General features: G+C 56.6%; 1 protein-coding gene, 1 tRNA gene, 2 rRNA genes and 1 pseudogene (1 of these 5 running past the window's edge). 3 read left to right on the top strand and 2 right to left on the bottom strand.

Going from position 1 to position 5,000, the window contains the following annotated elements:
• The 3 genes from BMX96_RS18915 to BMX96_RS18905 form a co-directional block, all read left to right on the top strand.
• Window positions 1-2,197, top strand: a 23S ribosomal RNA gene (locus BMX96_RS18915); it begins 637 nt to the left of the window's first position.
• Window positions 2,198-2,297: 100 nt separating this feature from the next.
• Window positions 2,298-2,412 (top strand): 5S ribosomal RNA (gene rrf / locus BMX96_RS18910).
• Window positions 2,413-2,471: 59 nt separating this feature from the next.
• Window positions 2,472-2,548, top strand: a tRNA-Met gene (locus BMX96_RS18905).
• A 152-nt stretch (window positions 2,549-2,700) separates the two neighbouring features.
• Here BMX96_RS18905 and BMX96_RS18900 read toward each other — a convergent pair.
• Together BMX96_RS18900 and BMX96_RS18895 are read right to left on the bottom strand one after the other, a co-directional pair.
• Window positions 2,701-2,844: pseudogene (locus tag BMX96_RS18900) on the bottom strand (integrase core domain-containing protein); the annotation flags it as partial.
• Between the two features lie 1,478 nt (window positions 2,845-4,322).
• The coding region (locus BMX96_RS18895) for an arsenic resistance protein (RefSeq protein WP_236737154.1) at window positions 4,323-5,000 on the bottom strand (678 nt) is incomplete at its 5' end.

The following is a 5,000-nucleotide window of genomic DNA, read 5'->3' as shown; positions in this document are numbered from 1 at the left end:
CGTTAGGTGTAGGCGTAGCGAAAGCGAGTCTTAATAGGGCGAATGAGTTCGATGCATTAGACCCGAAACCGAGTGATCTAGGCATGTCCAGGATGAAGGTAAGGTAACACTTACTGGAGGTCCGAACCCACACCTGTTGAAAAAGGTCGGGATGAGGTGTGCCTAGGGGTGAAAGGCCAATCAAACTCGGAGATAGCTGGTTCTCCGCGAAATCTATTTAGGTAGAGCGTCATCCGAATACCCTCGGGGGTAGAGCACTGGATGGGTAATGGGGCCCCACAGGCTTACTGATCCTAACCAAACTCCGAATACCGAGGAGTACTAGATGGCAGACACACGGCGGGTGCTAACGTCCGTCGTGGAGAGGGAAACAACCCTGACCTACAGCTAAGGCCCCTAATTCATGGCTAAGTGGGAAAGCAGGTGAGACGACCAAAACAACCAGGAGGTTGGCTTAGAAGCAGCCATCCTTTAAAGATAGCGTAACAGCTCACTGGTCTAGACAAGTTGTCTTGCGGCGAAGATGTACCGGGGCTCAAGCCATGAGCCGAAGCTTAGGACTGCATAGCAGTGGTAGCGGAGCGTAGTGTGACATAGTCTCATTCCTCCTTCGATCCCGACGGGATCATTGGAGGAGAGAGGCTTTCGATGAAGCGGGCGCGTGAGCGATCCCGTGGAGAGATCACTAGCGAGAATGATGACATGAGTAGCGACAAACAGGGTGAGAGACCCTGTCGCCGAAAGTCCAAGGGTTCCTGCTTAAAGCTAATCTGAGCAGGGTAAGCCGACCCCTAAGGCGAGGCCGAAAGGCGTAGTCGATGGGAACCAGGTTAATATTCCTGGGCCAGATGGAAGTGACGGATTGCAAGGGTTGTTCCTCCTTATCGGATTGGAGGGGCCGCTGAGCAGTTCCTGGAAATAGCTCCATCGTTAGATCGTACCCTAAACCGACACAGGTGGACTGGTAGAGAATACCAAGGCGCTTGAGAGAACGATGTTGAAGGAACTCGGCAAAATACCTCCGTAAGTTCGCGAGAAGGAGGCCCGGTTTCTAGGCAACTAGTGGCTGGGGGCACAAACCAGGGGGTGGCGACTGTTTACTAAAAACACAGGGCTCTGCGAAGTCGCAAGACGACGTATAGGGTCTGACGCCTGCCCGGTGCCGGAAGGTTAAAAGGAGAGGTGCAAGCCTTGAATTGAAGCCCCGGTAAACGGCGGCCGTAACTATAACGGTCCTAAGGTAGCGAAATTCCTTGTCGGGTAAGTTCCGACCTGCACGAATGGCGTAACGACTTCCCCGCTGTCTCCAACATCGACTCAGCGAAATTGAATTGCCTGTCAAGATGCAGGCTTCCCGCGGTTAGACGGAAAGACCCCGTGCACCTTTACTACAGCTTCACACTGGCATCAGGCCAAGCATGTGCAGGATAGGTGGTAGGCTTTGAAACCGTGACGCCAGTCGCGGTGGAGCCATCCTTGAGATACCACCCTTGCTTTGCTTGATGTCTAACCGCGGTCCGTCATCCGGATCCGGGACCCTGTGTGGCGGGTAGTTTGACTGGGGCGGTCGCCTCCCAAACAGTAACGGAGGCGTGCGAAGGTTGGCTCAGAGCGGTCGGAAATCGCTCGTTGAGTGCAATGGCAGAAGCCAGCCTGACTGCGAGACTGACAAGTCGAGCAGAGTCGAAAGACGGCCATAGTGATCCGGTGGTCCCGCGTGGAAGGGCCATCGCTCAACGGATAAAAGGTACGCCGGGGATAACAGGCTGATGGTGCCCAAGAGTCCATATCGACGGCACCGTTTGGCACCTCGATGTCGGCTCATCTCATCCTGGGGCTGGAGCAGGTCCCAAGGGTACGGCTGTTCGCCGTTTAAAGAGGTACGTGAGCTGGGTTTAGAACGTCGTGAGACAGTTCGGTCCCTATCTGCCGTGGGTGTAGGATACTTGAGAGGAGTTGCCCCTAGTACGAGAGGACCGGGGTGAACGATCCACTGGTGGACCAGTTGTCATGCCAATGGCAGTGCTGGGTAGCTATGATCGGAAAGGATAACCGCTGAAAGCATCTAAGCGGGAAGCCCCCCTCGAAACAAGGTATCCCTGAGGACCGTGGTAGACCACCACGTCGATAGGCCGGAGATGTAAGCGCAGCAATGCGTTCAGTTGACCGGTACTAATTGTCCGATAGGCTTGATTTGATCCAGTAGTAGACATGCAAGACCATGTCACACTCGGACCAAAAGCATACACCACGTGAACTTGACTTGGAAAACTGATGTATCCGCGAGGTTTATTCGGTTTGGTGGTCACAGCACGAGCAAAACACCCGATCCCATTCCGAACTCGGCAGTTAAGTGCCGTTGCGCCAATGGTACTGCGTCTCAAGACGTGGGAGAGTAGGTCGCCGCCAAACCTAATAAGCCTCGCTCAAAAATATCTCTCAAAACGATGACAAAACGATACGAAAATTGCCGCGGGATGGAGCAGTCCGGTAGCTCGTCAGGCTCATAACCTGAAGGTCGTAGGTTCAAATCCTACTCCCGCAACCAACTTTAGCGAAGACGCCGCTCCCGAAAGGGCAGCGGCGTTTTTGCTGTCCGCCAAGCTTAACAATCCCAACAGCTTGCCACGGATTCCCAGCATGTGGAGGACCGCCTCCGCGTCCCACGAGACGATGACCTGCTCTCCTTGGAGTCCGCGCTTATAGGTTAGCCCTGTTCAGAGTTTGGACCTCTTTCGACCGTTGGTGATACTCCCACGGTGTGAGCCCGTCGAGGTTCGTGTGGGGGCGGTGATCGTTGTAGTCGTCCGTCCACGCCGCGATCAGATTGCAGGCATACCCGAGGCATCGACTCACTGCATGATCGCAAGTTCACGTTGCGGATGGTCCTCCGCTCGGTATCCATCCAGACCAGACAAATCCTCCTGTATCAAACTCGACCTGCGCGCTTCTAACCGCGGCGACCGTAAGCCGAGCTCTTGGACGCTTGCGGAACAAGAATGATCAATCTTGATTTCGAAGAAAGTATAGTTCGGCGCGTCGCGTGAACGCCTACATAAGCGTCACGATGGGCGGTTCTTGCGGAAGCCGAGATCGACGTAAGCAATCCGTTTTTTGGCCTATGTCGCGGGACCATGATCGGCGCGGAGCGCTCAGCCGCTGCCTGACGCGCTACTCGACCAGAAGCATGCTGTTCCACCGAGAGGCTCAGTTTTCCTTATAAGAGCGGCTGAGAGGCCCTTACGGATATGCCGACGGCAATCCTCGTCTAATTGGCTGCCCGCGCCATGCTCGTCGGTGCAAATATCACAACCCGAACTTCGAGCTTTCGGAGGCAAACCGATGAGCTCTAGGCAGTCGCTGGCTTGAAGAGACCGCTGCCACCAACTTGACCGCATATCCCAGCCCCTTCAAAGGAGCGATTGTGAGCGCGACCGTTCAATGGGGAGAGCTCGACCAGCGGGTCCATGTGCGTGGATGACGGCCTGCTACAATGAAACTACAAGTCAAATACGAGCGATTCCGCGCTTTCTCAGTCCTTGTATCGACAGGGAAGAAGGCCTTCAGTTGGCTGCGAGGTGCTCTAACTGCGAGATCCGCAATCTGAGGGTGGTGCGACACAGTCAGAGCAAAGTTCAGGGTAATTCCTGTGGCTCGGCGTTTGTGTCGCCATAGAGCCGCTGACCTGCTGATCGGTGCTTGCAATGCTGTTCCACGGAGCGTCTTCTCTATGCGAGACGTTGACCCATCTCCTATGGCTGCTAGTAAAAAACTGGGCGGCCGCCCCGGCTGTATCCTTGGAGAGGCGCCCCACGAGGCGCCCTCGGCTACTGGCGTGAGCTCAAGATCATCATTCTTGCTTTCGCCCGGCGGTGTTTTCGGGACCTGCGCCGGAGGTTCATCGCATCGCGCCAAAGTTGTGATCTGCTGTGAGCCTCTCTGCGGGCGTCTGGGCGGCTTGGACCCGGCGGATGCAGAAGAGGGGTGCTAAGTGGCGGCGTGAGGCCCCTACGGCTCTCTCAGCGCTTCTCGGAGCACTCTGACTGGTTTTGCTGCTTCTGGATGTCGCCGGCTCCCTTTGTCTCGGTAATGAGGGCCGAGCGACACATGGCGCAAGGTAAAAATGACGAGGGCCATTGCAGCGAAATTCGCGGCAAAGGATCCACTGAGCTCTTGTAGGGAAGGCATGGCTCGCCTGTGCCAAGTCTTAGTGGCAGCTTCGGGCGGAGAGCGGGCATTCGCAGCGATTGGAGCCGAAAGGCCGTTATGGGCCGTTTCCACCGAGGCGCTAGCTCAAACGAGATAAAGATGCAGCGTTTTTATCAGAAATGGTCCGTAAGGCCGACTTCACCCCTCTGAAAAGCGCCCCGGGTGCGGTTGGCGACGGCAACGAGCGAAAGCATCACAGGAACCTCTACAAGGACGCCGACCACGGTCGCCAGCGCTGCGCCGGAACTGAGGCCGAACAGACTGATCGCCACGGCAACGGCCAGCTCGAAGAAATTCGAGGTCCCGATCATGGCGCAGGGCGCTGCGATTTTGTGCGGCACGCGCAGCCACCACGCTGCGCCATAGGCTAACGCGAAGATTCCGTAGCTCTGGTTCAGGATCGGGACCGCGATCAGCATGATGGTTAGAGGCTGGTTCAGGATCACGCCGCCTTGCAGCCCGAACAGAATCGCGACGGTCGCTATCAGCCCGATCATCGACGCAGGCTTCACGCGGGCGGTAAACGCGCCGATCCGGTCCGGCCCACCCAGCAAACGCCGCGTTGCCAGACCGGCGACCAGGGGCAGCACCACGTAAAGGACTGTCGCGAGCAAGAGGGTTTCCCAGGGAACCTCGATTTCAGTCACGCCGAGCAGAAAGGCAACGATCGGGGCGAATGCAACGATCATGATCAGGTCGTTCACCGACACCTGCACAAGCGTGTAGGTCTCGTCTCCGCGCGTCAGCTGCGACCAGACGAACACCATCGCGGTGCAGGGTGCTGCGCCCAG

Source organism: Palleronia pelagia, from assembly GCF_900110115.1.
GTDB classification, from domain to species: domain Bacteria; phylum Pseudomonadota; class Alphaproteobacteria; order Rhodobacterales; family Rhodobacteraceae; genus Palleronia; species Palleronia pelagia.
The sequence above is the reverse complement of the archived record's forward strand: the minus strand, read 5'-3'. Positions and strand labels throughout refer to the sequence as shown.